This window comes from Alistipes sp. i18-0019-D1 (assembly GCF_042852885.1).
Taxonomy (GTDB): Bacteria; Bacteroidota; Bacteroidia; order Bacteroidales; family Rikenellaceae; genus Alistipes.
This window is the reverse complement of sequence record NZ_AP031424.1, coordinates 2223965-2240456: the sequence shown is the minus strand read 5'-3', so window position 1 is coordinate 2240456 and position 16492 is coordinate 2223965. Positions and strand designations below refer to the sequence as shown.

Genomic DNA, 16492 nt, shown 5'->3' with positions numbered 1-16492 from the left:
CGCATGACATTACAGGAAGAGATAACCCGGCGGCGGACCTTCGCCGTCATCGCCCACCCCGATGCGGGCAAGACCACCCTTACGGAAAAACTGCTGCTGTTCGGCGGTGCCATCCACGTGGCCGGCGCCGTCAAGAGCAACAAGATCAAGAAGGGCGCCACGTCCGACTTCATGGAGATCGAACGCCAGCGAGGCATCTCGGTGGCCACCGCCGTGATGGGATTCGAATACCGGGGCTGCAAGATCAACATTCTCGACACTCCGGGCCACGAGGATTTCGCCGAAGACACCTACCGCACGCTGACGGCCGTCGACTCGGTGATCATCGTCATCGACGGCGCCAAGGGCGTCGAGTCCCAGACCCGCAAGCTGATGGAGGTCTGCCGCATGCGCCAAACCCCCGTGATCGTCTTCATCAACAAGTTCGACCGCCCGTCGAAGGAGCCGTTCGACCTGCTGGACGAGGTGGAGAAGGAGCTGCGAATCCGCGTGCGGCCGCTGGCCTTCCCGATCTCGAACGGACCCACGTTCAGGGGCGTCTACAACCTCTACGAGAAAAACCTCTCGCTCTTCACGTCGGACGAAAAACTCACGGCCGACGCCTCGACGGCCGAAATCTCGGACCTCGCGTCGCAGGAACTCGAAGGCTACATCGGCGAGAAGTTCGCCGCCCAGCTGCGCTCCGACGTGGAACTGGTCGAGGGCGTCTACGACCAGTTCGACCGCGACGCCTACCTGCGGGGCGAACTGGCCCCGGTGTTCTTCGGCTCGGCGGTGAACAATTTCGGCGTGCGCGAGCTGCTCGAATGCTTCGTGCGCATCGCTCCCCCGCCGCGTCCGGCGCCGACCGAAACCCGTCCGGTGGAGCCTGCGGAGCCGAAAATGACCGGCTTCGTCTTCAAGATCCACGCCAACATGGACCCCAACCACCGCGACCGCATCGCGTTCCTGAAAATCTGCTCCGGCACATTCGAACGGAATAAGAACTACCTGCACGTGCGCAGCGGCAAGCAGCTGAAATTCTCCTCCCCGACGGCCTTCATGGCCGAGAAAAAGTCGGTGATCGACTTCGCCTACCCGGGCGACATCGTGGGTCTGCACGACACGGGCAACTTCAAGATCGGCGACACCTTCACCGAAGGCGAGAAGCTCCGTTTCACGGGCATCCCCTCCTTCGCCCCCGAGCAGTTCCGCTACATCGAGAACGCCGATCCGCTGAAATTCAAGCAGCTGGCCAAAGGCATCGACCAGCTGATGGACGAGGGCGTGGCGCAGCTGTTCACAAGCACCCTCAACGGCCGCAAGATCATCGGCACGGTGGGCGCGTTGCAGTTCGAGGTCATCCAGTACCGCCTGGAGCACGAGTACAACGCCGCGTGCCGCTGGGAGCCGATCTCGATCTACAAGGCCTGCTGGATCGACAGCGACAACGCCGCGCAGCTGGCCGACTTCAAGCGCCGCAAGCACACCAACATGGCCGTCGACAAGCACGGCCGCGACGTATTCCTGGCCGACACGAGCTACGGGCTGGCTCTCGCGCAGGAGAACTTCAAGGAGATCCGCTTCCACTTCACCTCGGAGTTTTAGAACGCGGCCTGACACAAAAAAGCCGCCGGAGCATCGACTCCGGCGGCTTTTCACATCTGGCTGCCGCACATCAGATCATCGGGACCTCGATGACCAGCAGCTGCGCATCTTCGGAAGCGCGGATCAGGAAATCGTCGGCATCCGATACGCCCATGCCGTCGCGGGGACCGAGCGTCTCCCCGGCCACCTCGGCCGCGCCTTCGATCACGAAGACATAGGCCCCGTTGCCGTGAAGATTCATCCGGTACCGGGCCTCCCGCCCGGCGTCGAGATCGAGCGTATGAAACCATGCCGTCTGGTGAATCCATCCCACGTGTTCCCCGCCGCGGCCTTCGGGGGCCACGATCAGCCGGAACTCGTTGCGCTTCGCGGGTGCAAGTTCGATCTGGTTGTAACGGGGCGTATGGCCCTCGGCATCGGTGATGACCCAGATCTGGAGGAACTTCGCCGGCTCCTCGCGGCTGGCGTTCATCTCGCTGTGCGTGATGCCCGTGCCGGCGGTCATCACCTGCAGTTCGCCCGGTTTGAGAACCTGCATGTTGCCCATGCTGTCGCCGTGCTTCAGGGCGCCCGAGAGGACGAGCGACACGATCTCCATGTTATCGTGGGGATGCGTTCCGAACCCCTCGCCCGGGGCCACGGTATCGTCGTTGAGCACCCGCAGGGCGCCGAAATGAATCCGCTCGGGATCGTAGTATCCTGCGAAACTGAAAGTATGGTGGGTCCGGAGCCAGCCGTGATCGGCGTACCCGCGGGTCGCAGCTCTGTGAATCGTCTTTTTCATAATTGCATTTATTTAATAATCAATATATAATAAACGCAAAATCAGTGCCGATATTGTGTCACTCCAACTCCAGGTTGCTCACCCGGCGGGTCGTCGCGAACCCGAAATCGGGATAGACATAAAGCCCGAAACGCGGCTCGGTCTCGCCGTGCGTGTAGGCCCAGATCGAAGCGTAATCCTCGGGGTCCTCGCCCATCTTGCCCAGCTGACGCAGGTAGGCGGCCAGCGACTTGTTCTCGACGATGAAGATTTCGCCCATACGGTCGATGATCGGGCTGTGGCGGCGCGTCCGGTCATGGTCGAATCGCAGCAGGCGCTTGCCCTCGGGCGTGATGCCCACCAGCCGGAACGACATGCTCTTGCCGATGGCCGGAAGGTTCAGCACGCTGCGGTCCGTGGCGAGGAACGGCAGGTGATGACGGCGCATGAAGCGGCGGAGCTTTTCCGCCGTGTCGCGCCCGTCGGCGAGCAGGCCGTCGAGTTCGGCCGCCTGCTCCGGGGTGAGCCGCCCGTACGCTTTCTCCTCGACCTGCTCCTGCATCGAACGGCTGTTGGGGGTGAAGACGGCGTAGTTCTCCTGGAAACCCTTGACCGAGAAGGTATAGTAGCAGACCACGCCGAGCGAATTGAGCACCTGGCGCAGGCGCGTGGTGTGTCCGCGGCGCGAAGCGGCCACGGTGTAGACCAGCTGGTTGGTGATGAGCCATCCCGCCGAAAGGATTTTCCGGATAGCCTCCTCGGCTTCGGGCGTCACTTCGAGCGGGGTCTGGAAATGGGTCTGGATGATGAACTGTTTCACGCCGGCGGCCGAGGCCTTCTCGCGGAACTCGCGGAGGATTTCGACCAGTTCGTCGTTCACGCGCATCGGCAGGTAGGCCGGCAGGCGCGATCCGAGGCGCACGCGCTGCAATTCGGCGTACTTCTCCCCGTCGGCACGCCCGGCGTTGGCCCGGCGCTTGCGGCAGGCCATGCGGTAGACCGCTTCGAGAATGTGTCGGAGCGTTTTGTTCTGGCTCATCAGGGCGTCGCCGCCTGTGATGAGGATGTCGCGCAGCTGGGTGTCCTCCTCGAAATAGTTCATCAGGCGGCGCAGCTTGTGGTCCCAGCTCTCCTTGGGGCGCAGGGCCTCGAACTCGAAATTGAGGCGTTCGCTCTGGAAATCGTACATGCGCTGGCACGAGGCGCACAGCCCGCCGCAGGCGCGGCCCATCGTGTCGGGAATCAGGATCGCCACCTCCGGGTAACGGCGGTGGATGTTGTGCCCGTCGGGCAGCAGCCACCCGGCGGCGTTGGGTTTTCCGGCCTCGACGACGTCCTCGCGCTCCCAGGCGCGGATCTGCCCGTAGGTTTCGACCAGCTGCGGGGAATAGAGAATGTAACTGCGGATGGCGGCATCGTCGTAACCGTCGCCCGTGACGTCGAGCAGCGAAAGGTAATAGGGCGTGGCGAAGAAGGGCATCCCCTTCTTGCGGGCCTTCGTAAGCAGATACATCGTCTCCGACGAAAGCGATCCCGCCAGAAAGCGGTTCAGTTCCGAGGGGCTTTTCACGGCCATCGCCAGCTGGAAGCGGAAATCGCCCCACCAGGCGGCCACCTGCCGGTACTTCTCCTCGTAGGTCATGCCGTCGGCGAACTGGAAGCGCGACGGGGTCTTCGACTTGCGGTTCTCGATCTTCTGGATCAGCAGGTGGAGCATCCGTTCGCGGTTGTCGGCGCGGATGGCCCGCACCCCTTCGTCCTGCCCCGAGGGCCAGCGTTCGGTGCGGCTGCGCACGCGCTGGGGCGAAGGCAGCGGAATCTCCGGAGCATCCAGCAGGCGGAAGAGGTGGTACAGATCGAGGAACAGGTCGGAAGGCATTTCGGGATTTTCGAGCCTTCCGGTAAGGAATTGCCACAGCAGCGTGAGGGTTTTGACTTCCAGCTGCCGGTCGGTGGATAATTCGCGGACGCTGCGTCCGTCGTAATCGATCAACAGTCGAATCTGCTCCGCCGCTTCGCTTTCCGCCGCCCGGTGTGCGTCCACGAACTCCCGGAGGCCCATGCGAAACCGTTCGCCGTCGCCGCTGGCGTCGGCAAGGGCCGCAAGGGCCGGAAACTCCTGACGATAAAGCAGTACGAGCTGGGAAAGGGTCAGTGCAAGCATTTTCTTTTGTTTCATAAGCATTGTCTTTTTAGAAATGGAACCATTCAAAACAGGCCGGCAGGAGTGGGGATATTCCGACCTTCGGGTTATATGCGGGGCAACAATATAGTAAAAATTTTTAAGATCACAAAGACCCTCCCTGCAAATTCCTCCGCTTTTAATCAAAAATCCGTAAAATTTTCACAAAAGGGCCTTTGGGGACCTCTTCGCCGGCCTAAAACGCAAGGTTTCGTTCTGCAACTTGCGAAAGTTTCGAATTTTTATTATTTTTGCTCCGACACAACATTCGCCCAACCCCAAACAACCGAAAAATGAAAAGACTGCTGTTGCTCGCACTCTTCGCCGCCACGGCGGCCTCGGGGAAAGCCCCCGCCGAGCGCTGGCTCGATCCCGAATGCTTCGACGTCGGCCGCGCCCCGATGCGCACGAGTTTCATCGCCTTCCCCACAGCCGCCGAGGCCGTTCCCGAAAACGACTACACCCGCTCGCCCTTCTACCGCACGCTCAACGGCGAATGGTCCTTCCTGCGCGTGGACCGCCCGGGAGCCGAACCCGAAGGGTTCTTCCGCGCCGGACACGACGATTCGGCGTGGGGCACAATGCCTGTGCCGGGCATCTGGGAGCTGAACGGCTACGGCGACCCGGTTTACACGAACAAACCCTACCCGTGGCACAAGTTCTTCGAACTGCGCGCCCCGCTGGTTCCCTACGAACAGAACTACACGGGACTCTACCGCCGCACCATTCCGGTTCCCGCCGACTGGAAGGGCCGCGACGTATTCATCCACATCGGCTCGGCCACCTCGAACGTGACGCTCTGGGTCAACGGCCGCGAAGCGGGCTACAGCGAGGACAGCAAGCTCGAAGCCGAATTCGACATCACCCGCTACCTGACGCCGGGCAGCGACAACCTGATCGTGATGCGCGTCAACCGCTGGTGCGACGGCTCGTTCCTCGAAGACCAGGACTTCTGGCGTCTTTCGGGCATCGGCCGCGACTGCTACCTCTATGCCCGTGACAAACGCCGGCTGGCCGACGTACGGCTGACGCCCGATTTGGTCAACGACTACCGCAACGGCACGCTCCGCGCCGAAGTGGCCACGACGCCGGGCGTCGGCGGCGTACGGCTGACGCTCCTCGACGCGGCGGGCAAAACGCTCGACACCCGCACGCTCCGTCCCCGCCGCAACGCAGCCGAAACGACGTTCGAGGTCGCCGCCCCGAAGCAGTGGAGCGCCGAGGCCCCGAACCTCTACACGCTCACGGCCGAAGCCTTGGCCGCCGACGGCTCCGTAACCGAGGCCGCTGCCTTCCGCGTCGGATTCCGCAAGGTCGAAATCCGCGGCGGACAACTGCTCGTCAACGGCAAACCCATCCTGATCAAAGGCGTCAACCGCCACGAAATAGAGCCGAACACGGGCTATTACGTAACCCGCGAGGAGATGGTGCGCGACATCCGCGAGATGAAGCGGCTCAACATGAACGCCGTGCGCACGTGCCATTATCCCGACACGCCGCTGTGGTACGACCTCTGCGACGAGTACGGTCTCTATGTCGTGGACGAGGCCAACATCGAGTCGCACGGCTACCACTACCGCGATAAGTCGAAAAACCTGGCCGGCAACCCCTCCTTCGCCGCCGCGCACCTCGACCGCAACCGCCGCATGGTGCTGCGCGATTACAACCACCCCTCGATCATCGTCTGGAGCACGGGCAACGAGGCCGGCAACGGACCCAACTTCGAACGTTGCTACGACTGGATCAAGTCCTTCGATCCTTCGCGCCCGGTGCAGTACGAGCAGGCCTCCTATCACAAGGACTACAACACCGACATCGTCTGCCCGATGTACTGGAGCTACGAGCAATGCGGGAAATACCTTGCGGAGAATCCTTCGAAACCGCTGATCCAGTGCGAATACGCCCACGCCATGGGCAACTCGATGGGCGGCTTCAAGGAGTACTGGGACATGATCCGCCGGGAACCGAAGTACCAGGGCGGGTTCATCTGGGACTTCGCCGACCAGGCGCTCGCCTGGCGCAGCCCCGAAGGCAGGCTGACCTACCGTTACGGCGGCGACTACAACGACGTGGACGCTTCGGACAGCACCTTCTGCTGCAACGGCGTGCTGGCCGCCGACCGCTCGTGGCATCCCCACGCCTACGAAGTGAAGCACCAGCACCGGCCGATCCACACCACGCCCCGCGACCTGAAAAAGGGCATCGTGAACGTCTACAACGAAAACTTTTTCACGGACCTCTCTCCCTACCGGTTGCTTTGGGAGATCACCTCGGACGGACGGCTCGTGTCGAGCGGAGTGGTCGAGCACCTCGACGTGGCCCCGCAGGCGACCGCCGCCGTGACGCTGGGTTACAAGCCCGAACAGGTCTATGCTCTGGGCGGGGAACTGCTGCTCACGGTGCGCTACCAGCTCCGCGAACGGCAGGGACTGCTCGACGCCCTTTACGAAGTCGCCGCCGACCAGCTGACGCTGCGCGAAGACGATCCCGCGGCCCGCTTCGCCGCGGCAGTTCCCGCCGGGACGCTCCGCGTAGCGGACAAGACCGTTTCGGGCGAGGGATTCTCGGTCACGTTCGATCCTGCGAACGGATTCATCCGCTCCTACCGCCTGCGCAACGTCGAGCTGCTGGCAGGTCCCATGCGCCCCAACTTCTACCGCGCGGCCACGGACAATGACCTCGGCGTGCGCCAGACCGGGAAATACCCCGACAGCGGGATGTGGGCGAAAGCCGAGCCGCAGCTCACGGGCTTCGCCCTCACGCCCGGCGACAGCGAAGTGAAAGCCGTCGCCGACTACACGGTCTCCGCCGTGGGAGCGAAACTGACGCTCGCCTACACGATCTTCGCCGACGGTTCGATCCGCGTCAGCGAGACGATGACCGCCGACCCGGCCCGCAAAGATGTCGCCGACCTGATGCGCTTCGGCATGGCCTTCGAGACCCCGGGCATGTTCAACGCCGTGGAGTACTACGGACGCGGCCCGATGGAGAACTACGCCGACCGCTCCAGCGCCGCCTTCGTGGGCCGCTACGCACAGCGCGTCGCCGACCAGTTCCATATGAAATACGTCAGCCCGCAGGAGTCGGGAACGCGCAGCGACCTGCGCTGGTGGCGTCTGACCGACGCTTCGGGCCTCGGCGTCGAAATCTGCTCCGACCGCCACTTCTCGGCATCGGCCATTCCCTACTCCATCCCGCAGCTTGACAACGGCTCGCCGGAATACGTCCGCCACCCGAGCGACCTCGTGCCCGACGGCCGCACGCACGTCAACATCGAGGGCGTCCAGTCCGGTCTGGGCTGCATCAACAGCTGGGGCCGCCTCCCGCTTCCCGAATACCTGCTGCCTTACGGCGACTACACCTTCAACTTCCTGTTACATCCCATCGTCAACAGACAATAACCCGCAGCTAACCAACAGAAGAGCCGCAACCTTTCCAGGTTGCGGCTCATTTTTATCAGTCAATGGTATAAAATTCACACCATGTACCAAAGACAATAAGCAAAAACTACAGCGGCATTCAAGGATATTCGCCTTTATCCGTCGAACGATATATACCACATCCTCATCCGTCACATAGGGTCCACTCGGCAAGCACAAGCCGCATTTGAACAACGATTCGCTTACACCGTTCACATAAGCCGGATTCTTCACGTAAACCGGTTGCAGATGCATCGGTTTCCACAGTGGACGCGATTCGATACCTGCGGTATCCAAAGCCATCCGCAAAGCCTCGACATTACGATTCGGTTCACTACCCGTATGCAGCGATGCCGCAGCATGCGTTACTCCGGCCGCCCCACCAACTGCACCTTGGACAGCTGTTTCATAAGCGTGTTCTTCTCCTTTTACGTGCAAGGATGGATCAAGCAGGATCGTACAGAGCCAATAGTTACTGTCATAACGCGACGATGGATTCTCATACAATGCAATTCCCTCCACGTCCGCCAATAACTCTTTGTAAAGCTGGCAGACATGCTTATGGTGGACGATATGATCGTCGGCAACGGTCATCTGCCCCCGGCCGATACCGGCGCAAATGTTCGACATCCGGTAGTTGTAGCCGATATGTTCGTGCTGGTAATATGGATAGGATTCACGGGCTTGCGTAGCGTAGAACATAATCTCTTTTTTCGCCTCGGTATCCGGACAAACCAATGCCCCACCGCCCGACGTAGTGATCATCTTATTACCGTTGAACGATAGAACGCCGTATTTGCCGAACGTCCCGAGCACCCGCCCGTCGAATTTCGACCCGAAACCTTCGGCAGCATCTTCAATGACGGGAATGCCGTATTTATCGGCAACGACCATAATCTCGTCGATTTTGTAAGGCATACCGTACAAGGCAACCGGGACGATCGTCTTCGGGGTTCGGCCGGTCTTGGCGATGCGTTCTTCGATAGCCGTTTCGAGCAGTCTGGGGTCCATGTTCCAGGTTTCAGACTCCGAATCTACGAAGACGGGGGTAGCGCCGAGATAAGTAACGGGATGCGACGAAGCACAAAAAGTAAAACTCTGAACGAGCACCTCATCTCCCGCCCCCACACCACAGGCTAACAAGGCCAAATGCACGGCAGCTGTCCCTGATGACAACGCGACAACCTCCCGATACTTACAATAGATTCTGCATAGCTACGTCGATTTGGCTGTTCTCAAAGCTATCGAGGTAGATTTGAGTGGTTTTCAGACTATGATGCCCCAAAGCCTCGGATATGATACCGATATTCACACCCGATTTCTTCAATACAGTAGCGAATGAGTGCCTTGCTACATAGGTTGTAACAGTTGCTTTAATCTTCAACCGTTTGGCAACATCCCGCAAAGCCACATTCACCCTGCTGCACATTTTATGCACTCGGTTCTTCTTTTGCAGGGGTGTGATATGCGCCCGTTCATCCAATATCGGAAACAGATAACCTACCTGTTCGCAATGGCTGTCATACTTGGAAATAATCGCCTTTGCCCTTTCCGACAGCGGGACATTGATTGCTCCGTGCGTTTTCTGACGGTGGTAAATCAGTCCGTCCGTCCGCAATGTTGGCAGGGGTCAGATTGGCAATATCCACGAACGATATGCCACCGCACAAGTACGAGAAAACAAAAATATCGTGTGCAAACTGCTCTATCTCCTTTCCCTGTGAACAATCGGCGTCGATAATCTTCAACATCTCTGCCTTGCTCAACGCTCGTTTCGGTGTACGGGTGTTGAATTTGCTAATCTTGTACTCGTTAAATGGGTTTTTCTCCCTGCTGACAATCTTTGCCTTAATTGCACGGTTGAACATGGCCCGCAAAGTCCGCATCTGAAAACTCAATGTCGTTTCCTTATTGCCTTTCGACCGCATCCATCCCTCGAAAGCACTCAAAAACGCTTCGTCTATCTGACCGAACGTATAGGACAGCGGTTTGTCAGCGTTAAAGGATTTCAGCACGTTGTAGGAGTTCAGATAGGCATAGCCGACCGCTCCCTCCCGTTTGAGTTGTTCCACCGTCCGCAAATAGAAACTCTCGACCGTCTCGGACTGGATTTGCTCACGGGATTGCTCCTTTACGAGCGTTTCAGCCGTATAATCTTCATCGCGGGCGGCTTTCTCCAACAACTTGGTTTGATACTCGGATTTGACTTTCAGAATGATTTGCTGAATGTACTTGCGGTCGGGACACTTGGGTTTAGGCTCGTTACGGTCGAAATCCCAATTCGACGGATGTACCGACACGCCTAAACTCTTCATCCTCCGCTTGCGGTCTTTCGTAATGCGCAACATGAGCGGATGCTCCCCGTTAGCAAGGGTCTTGCTTTTGAAACAAATAACTGAAATAGTGGCGTCCATAGCCTTTTGGCGGTTTACACCACGGTTTACACACCCCGTGTAAACCAACGCAAAAACGGGGTCGAAAGCCATAAATCAATCAACCGACAGCAAACGAAAAAGGCTCGGCAATCATCAGATTACCAAGCCTTTTCATCAGTCGGGGTGACTGGATTCGAACCAGCGACCACACGCCCCCCAGAGGTGAAATTTATTTTTTCCGATAAAAGTAATTAACTTTATTTTAGTATATTTACATCATGTACAGAGAATTGCGATTTTGACTTATTGTCATCTATTGCGATTTTTCTTGTACCACTTTTGTACCACCAATTATTTTGCATCGGAAAATGGCCTACTCTGTTCGCATCGTTTTACGGAAATACAAACCCAACTCAATGGGGTATCACATTCTCCAATTATGCGTCACTAAAAATAGCAGTCGCAAGCGCATCAGTCTGAAATTATACGTCAATCCGGCCTATTGGGACAATTCGGCCGAACGACTTATCATCGAACGGAATCTGAAAGGCGAAAAGCAGCGGGAGGCCAATAAGAAACGGATTCAGGACAATGCCTTTTTGGACAAAGTCAAAGCCCGCGCCCGCGAGATTATCGAGAAATTCGAGATAGACGGCATTGACTGGACGCTGAATCAATTTGAGGACGCATTTTTGAATCCCTCCAAGCAGGGCAAATTCTGCGCATATCTTGAAAATCATGTCCAAACGCTTCGGGATACCGGACATACGGGCAATGCCAAATGCTATTTCGAGACGCTTCGATTGCTTAAATACTATGACAGCAAGTTGAATCAACGGCTGTTTTCCGACATCGACCTGCGTTATGTACGCAATTTCGATACATTCCTCCAAAAACGGGGTTGCAAAGGCAATACCCGCAAATATTATTTCAAAGCATTGCGGGCAATCTTGAATCAAGCGAACCGAGAAGGCGTCAGTTCGGAAGCAGCCTATCCTTTCGGGAAAGGCGGCTTCGAGATCGCCAAGCTGGAAGAAGCGACAGAGAAGCGTTATCTTCCGCCTCAAGACTTGCAAAAACTCAAAGATACACCCGCACAGAATCCGCAGAACGAATACGCACGACAACTCTTTCTGTTCTCCTATTACTGCTACGGAATGTCGTTCGTCGATATGGCCTACCTTACGACCGATCATGTTCAACGACTGGCCGACGGGAATTACATCGTCTACAAACGCAACAAGATTAAGCACCAAAAGAACGTAACCGCCATCCGAATCCATATCACGCCGGAGATTCAAGGATTGATCGAACGGCTGAAATCTGCCTCGCCAACCGTCGATAACTATTTGTTACCGATCATTACCTGTTCCGGCTATACGGGCGAGAAACTATACAACCATATCCGAAGCCGTTACGCCAAATATCAAAAATATTTGAAATCGTTGGCCGAAGAACTCGGCATCGACTATCATTTGACAAGCTATGTGAGCCGTCATACAATGGCAATGACTTTGCAATACAATAAAATTCCGCGCGAAATCATTTCGCAGATGCTCGGCCATGCCGACCTCGAAACGACCAACACCTACCTCGACAGCTTCGACAACAAGGTAATCAACGAAGCAGCAAAAGTTTTGTAATAGGCCAACAATGGTTTAATATTTTTTGTACATTTGCGCTATGAGCGTAAAAAACGAATCCAAAATAAACCAATTACTGCAAGAGGTTCCGGCTGGAGCCGTGTATCTGACCTCGTGGATGAAGCAAAATAACATACCGCATTCCACCCAACACAGATACGTCGAATCCGCTTGGCTGACTTCCATAGGCACGGGTGCAATGATCCGCACGGGCGATACACCTACATTATACGGAGCCATATACAGCCTCAATACGCAGGCTAACAAACACCTGACGATCGGAGCCATGTCGGCACTGGAAATCCACGGATATTCGCACTACCTCCCGATGGGCAGGCCAACCGTTTCGCTGTCTGCGCCACAAAAGGAGTATTTACCGCTTTGGTTCAGAAAATACGACTGGGGAGTTACGCTCCGGCTGTTTACCACCGAAATATTCAATTCCGACACCGGAATCACCACCACCCGACAAGGGGTTTTCGAGTTGCCGATCTCTACCCCAGAACAGGCATTTATGGAGTGTCTGCACCTCGCTCCGCAATATTACGACATTACCGACCTCTATTATGTGATGGAAATGCTGTCGATACTCCCGCCAAAGAATGTGCAACGACTGTTGGAGGAGTGCCGTTCCGTCAAAGTGAAGCGGCTGTTCCTCTTTATGGCCGAAAAGGCCCATCATGCGTGGTTCGGGGCCCTCAACCTCGACAAAATAGACCTCGGCAGTGGCAAGCGGGTAATCGCCAAAAGAGGCGTTTACGATAAGAAATACCAAATCACTATTCCGGCAGAACTGAAAAATGATTAATCAAGAGTACAAAGAACGCGTGCGGCTGTTGCTCCGCATCATCCCGATTATTTCGACGGAAGAATGTTTTGCCGTTCACGGCGGCACGGCAATCAATCTGTTCGTGCAAAATCTGCCGCGATATTCGGTAGACATCGACCTGACCTATATTCCCGTCGAGCCGCGGGAAGCAAGCCTCGCCCATATCAAAGAACGGCTGAAAGCGATAAAGGCAAAGATCGAGGTTGCAATACCGGGTATTGCAATACGCGAAGTTCCCAACAAATTGATCTGCACCCATAACGGGCATTTCGTCAAAGTAGAGGTAAACGACGTAAAGCGCGGCATTATCGCACCGCCCATCGAATTGCCCTTATGCGACCTCGCCCAAGAAGATTTCGGTGTATTCTGCAAAGCCCGCATCGTACCTCTGTCACAACTCTATGGCGGCAAGATCACGGCGGCACTCGACCGCCAGCACCCGCGCGACCTGTTCGATGTAAGTCTGATGCTCGATTATATCAAAGACTTTGACCAGATCAAGCGCGGTTTCATCTTCTGCCTGCTGGGAAGCGACCGCCCGATCTTGGAGTCCCTTAATCCTAATTTCAACGACCAGCGCGACGCCCTGACCAACCAATTTGAGGGCATGTCCTCAACGCCGTTCACCTACGAGCAGTACGAAGCGACCCGCCGCCGACTGGTCGAGTATATCAACGACCATCTGACACCGACCGACAAAGCGTTTCTACTCGGATTCGAAGACGGGACGCCGGATTGGGACGCATCGGAATACCGGGATTTTCAGCATTATCCGTCGATTCAATGGAAGCTACTGAACATCCGCAAACTGAAAGGAAAAAATCCACAAAAGCACGAGGACGGCATAATCAAGTTACAAAATTATTTTGGATTCTAATGTACGACGACATAGTAGATTACGATGATTTTTCAGAAAGAGTAGGTTCTGAAAACGACATCCTTGACCTAATTTACGATGAAATTTGGAAGAAAACATATTGCCCCAAATGCAAAAGATTCAATACCCACAGCAGAAGCAAATACGCTTTAAAAAATATTCTTTGTCATCATTGCAGTACACAGTGGTCTGCCCTGCAAGAGACAATATTTTTCAAGACACGCGTCGATTTAGTTAAATGGTGCTATGTCATTTATGCAATATCGTTTTACCCCCGAAAAGTATCTGTTAAATGGCTCATGACCGAGTTGAAGATCAACTCCTATAACACGGTCTGGCATATGGCAAACAAAGTTAAAACTGTTGCCAACCATAGCCCAAAAGACAAATGTATTTTCAGAGAATTAGAAAAAATATTTCGTCGGCATAGATTTATATAACAGGATATAAAATTCATATAACAGGATAAATTATATAAACGACACAAAAACCGCATAAAAAAAGCAAAAAAAACTTCAGCCAATAGTATCTTTTCCTACATTACATCTTATAATCAATACAATATGACTGGGAACACCAGTCATATTTTTTGTCTAATCCATAAAAAAACGATATAAAACCTTCAAAATAAAAATACACAAAATATTGACAATCAATATTTATAAGGAATATTTATAATAAAATCAAAATACTGTCAAAATATCCATTCGTATTAGGAGTGCATAACTTAATTTTTTAAGATTATGCATACTAATTCTTTCTCAAAATTCGGGGATGATTTCCCCATCGCGGGACTCTCGGTAAAGCAATTTATCGAACTCTGCGTGAGCCTCGGCTTCGGCAATCGCCCCAACTCTTATCCTAATAAGCCGGAATCACCTCCACCAGAAATTATGGGCATCAATGATGTGATTAAACTTACAGGCTATTCAAAGGCCACGATCTACAAGTTCACACATCAACGACTCATCCCATTTCATAGACCCGCCCACGGGGGACGGCGCTTGGTGTTCATCCGACAGGAAATCGAAGACTGGATGAAAGAGAATTCAATCCCCACCGTCGGGCAATACTGTAAAGAACAATTAAAAAAACTTAATAATTAAAAAATTTATGAAAACAGAATTTAACCCTTTGGAAGCACTGGCCGACATTTCTGAAGACGAACTGAATGAATTTATCGAACTACAGGAGGAAGCTCCCAAGAAGCGCCGGAGACAAAAAACCCGAGAATCCTTTGTGTGTTTCATCTCATTTTACGAATCTATTAAATTAATGCCGGAACGGCTCCATTTAAGAGCATTCAGAGTATTGATGGATTATGCATTCTATCAGAAGGAACCGCCTACAAAGACACCAACACGTATTATGCAATCTTTCGTCAGTTGGCGGAAGCAGGTGGATGTGAACTCGCAAAAATATGATAGGAAAGTCGAGAGTAATTGGGGCGGGAAAGATGGTGACGAGAAAGCGGATAATGACGGGACTTAAAACATCCCGTCTTATTTCTCAGAGCAATAACCGGACTGGAAACATACAAGAAACAGGCAGCAAATCAATACACAACACACTGAATAACAAAATCATATCCAAAACCATCGGATAAAATGATAATTTCAAACGCAATGAACCAAAACAATAAACTCACACTCTCAAGGACAAACACCGTTGTTAGGATTCCTGAAGACATAGTTGGGCCTCAAGTTTCGCTCTTTGCAAACGTAGTTAGCACAATCCCTGTCGCAACGGTCGATTTATGGACATTTTTATTAACAGCCTCCTACCAAAATATAGTAGACGAATATCGAGGCACTAAAGATCCGGACATACGCGCCAAAATCAAGAAATTCGAGATACCGTGCGTAACCGTTGCCGGGGTATTCGACACCCGCGCCAAAAAGAGGCTTCATCATCTTCATAGCAGCTATATCTGCATCGACATTGATGGGAAACAGAATCCCCGTGTAAAAGGGCGATGGAACTTGGTCAAAAATATGTTGAAAGAAAGAATCAGCAGTTTATGCTATGCTGGGCTATCTGTTGGAGGCGATGGATTATGCTGCATCTTTCGAATAGCTTATCCTGAACGCCATAAAGCTCACTTTTATGCTCTCGTGGACGAAATACAAGAACGGACGCCACTAATCGTCGATGAAAGTGGCAGCGATGTCGTAAGGCTGCGTGTGGCCAGCTATGACCCTCATCCCTATTTCAACCCTGATGCTCCTCCGTACTTGTATTACAAGCCGAACAAATACAGTGCGCCGCGCAGGGTGAAGAAGGCTCGAAACGCCGAAATGGATGTAATCACAAAACAACGGGCATATTCACTAATAAAAATAATTCAGAAAAAACAGATTGATATCACTGTTGGACGTGCCGTCTGGAAATCCATCGGACAAGCTCTCGCCAGTGAATTTGGGCCCGAAGAAGGGTTACGACTTTTCCACTTGGTAAGTAAATGGCATCCCGATTACGATCCTACTGAATGCAATGAAATGTTTGACTGGTGTATCAAAAATCACGATGATGTGGATATAGCCACTTTCTTTTATCATTGTCAAAGGTATAATATAACTTTCAAATAACCCCATCGTGCCGCGAGTGAAGCCGGAGCCTTCGAAGGCTCCGGCTTTTTTATTATATCTGCATCCCTGCGTAGATAATACCCGAAAGCATGTTTGGCGAAATTTGCACAACAAGGCCCCGATGGGTGTCGTCAATTGCGAAATATTTTTTTACCTTTGTCTTGTCGCGCAAGCGGCGTATATTGGTGAAAGTGTTTCGATTTAACCTCGAATAGGAATCTGGAAAATT

At 54.0% G+C, this 16492-nt stretch carries 10 protein-coding genes and 2 pseudogenes; 8 read left to right on the top strand and 4 right to left on the bottom strand.

The genetic code is table 11. The features are described from left to right. Positions 1–3 precede the first annotated feature (3 nt). Positions 4–1587, top strand: a complete 1584-nt coding sequence (locus ACGHP5_RS09290) for a peptide chain release factor 3 (RefSeq protein ID WP_295903324.1) — start codon at positions 4–6, stop codon at positions 1585–1587. Between the two features lie 70 nt (positions 1588–1657). Here ACGHP5_RS09290 and ACGHP5_RS09285 read toward each other — a convergent pair whose 3' ends face one another. Further along, positions 1658–2371, bottom strand: a complete 714-nt coding sequence (locus tag ACGHP5_RS09285) for a pirin family protein (RefSeq protein WP_295903326.1) — start codon at positions 2369–2371, stop codon at positions 1658–1660. A gap of 58 nt (positions 2372–2429) precedes the next feature. Further along, positions 2430–4529, bottom strand: a complete 2100-nt coding sequence (locus ACGHP5_RS09280) for a KamA family radical SAM protein (protein ID WP_390566346.1) — start codon at positions 4527–4529, stop codon at positions 2430–2432. 296 nt (positions 4530–4825) lie between these two features. Between ACGHP5_RS09280 and ACGHP5_RS09275 the strand changes: the two genes are divergently transcribed. Next, the gene (locus tag ACGHP5_RS09275) at positions 4826–7933 is read left to right on the top strand and encodes a glycoside hydrolase family 2 TIM barrel-domain containing protein (protein WP_390566344.1); all 3108 of its coding nucleotides are present in this window, start codon (positions 4826–4828) and stop codon (positions 7931–7933) included. A gap of 123 nt (positions 7934–8056) precedes the next feature. On the opposite strand, the pseudogene ACGHP5_RS09270 reads toward ACGHP5_RS09275, so the two are convergent. Further along, positions 8057–9142: pseudogene (locus tag ACGHP5_RS09270) on the bottom strand (DegT/DnrJ/EryC1/StrS family aminotransferase); the annotation flags it as partial. Between the two features lie 4 nt (positions 9143–9146). Beyond that, positions 9147–10365: pseudogene (locus ACGHP5_RS09265) on the bottom strand (phage integrase SAM-like domain-containing protein). A gap of 329 nt (positions 10366–10694) precedes the next feature. Between ACGHP5_RS09265 and ACGHP5_RS09260 the strand changes: the two are divergent. The 6 genes from ACGHP5_RS09260 to ACGHP5_RS09235 all read left to right on the top strand — a co-directional run bounded on the left by ACGHP5_RS09260 (position 10695) and on the right by ACGHP5_RS09235 (position 16263). Then, positions 10695–11969: a phage integrase SAM-like domain-containing protein gene (locus ACGHP5_RS09260; RefSeq protein ID WP_390566343.1), complete on the top strand. Its 1275-nt coding sequence runs from the start codon at positions 10695–10697 to the stop codon at positions 11967–11969. A 40-nt stretch (positions 11970–12009) separates the two neighbouring features. Continuing rightward, positions 12010–12777, top strand: a complete 768-nt coding sequence (locus ACGHP5_RS09255; protein ID WP_229108309.1) for a type IV toxin-antitoxin system AbiEi family antitoxin — start codon at positions 12010–12012, stop codon at positions 12775–12777. After that, positions 12770–13675, top strand: a complete 906-nt coding sequence (locus ACGHP5_RS09250) for a nucleotidyl transferase AbiEii/AbiGii toxin family protein (RefSeq protein WP_195636017.1) — start codon at positions 12770–12772, stop codon at positions 13673–13675. Before ACGHP5_RS09255 ends, ACGHP5_RS09250 begins: the two co-directional genes overlap by 8 nt. Positions 13676–14418: 743 nt before the next feature. Next, the gene (locus ACGHP5_RS09245) at positions 14419–14781 is read left to right on the top strand and encodes an AlpA family transcriptional regulator (protein WP_018694601.1); all 363 of its coding nucleotides are present in this window, start codon (positions 14419–14421) and stop codon (positions 14779–14781) included. A gap of 7 nt (positions 14782–14788) precedes the next feature. Continuing rightward, positions 14789–15166: a DUF6291 domain-containing protein gene (locus tag ACGHP5_RS09240; protein WP_118406208.1), complete on the top strand. Its 378-nt coding sequence runs from the start codon at positions 14789–14791 to the stop codon at positions 15164–15166. A 116-nt stretch (positions 15167–15282) separates the two neighbouring features. Next, entirely contained in the window at positions 15283–16263 is a 981-nt protein-coding gene (locus ACGHP5_RS09235; protein ID WP_130065256.1) for a BT4734/BF3469 family protein, read from the top strand. The last annotated feature ends 229 nt before the right edge of the window (positions 16264–16492 follow it).